General features: G+C 47.8%; 1 protein-coding gene. It reads right to left on the bottom strand.

The annotated features are described in order from the left end of the window. On the bottom strand, positions 1–253 hold a 253-nt coding region (locus AAEY83_RS17060), incomplete at both ends, for an AMP-binding protein (RefSeq protein ID WP_351061033.1).

Raw genomic sequence — 253 nt, 5'->3', positions numbered from 1 at the left:
AATAATATCGCCGGTACGGAAGTAACCGTCGCTGGTAAAGTCATTGCTGTTGTCTTTATTAAAGTAACCTGACGTGACATTCGGCCCTTTGATACACATCTCGCCCGCTTCGTGTAGTCCTACACGTTTACCATTGTCATCGACAATAATGATGTCAACGCTAGGTACGGGTATGCCGATAGTACCATTGAACTTACGGTCAGTGATGACATTGGCCGTACCTGCGGCCACACCTTCAGTCATCCCCCAACCT

This window comes from Psychrobacter sp. TB20-MNA-CIBAN-0197 (assembly GCF_040309765.1).
Lineage (GTDB): Bacteria > Pseudomonadota > Gammaproteobacteria > Pseudomonadales > Moraxellaceae > Psychrobacter > Psychrobacter submarinus.
Note: the sequence above shows the minus strand (reverse complement) of the source record. Positions and strands in the feature narration are given on the sequence as shown.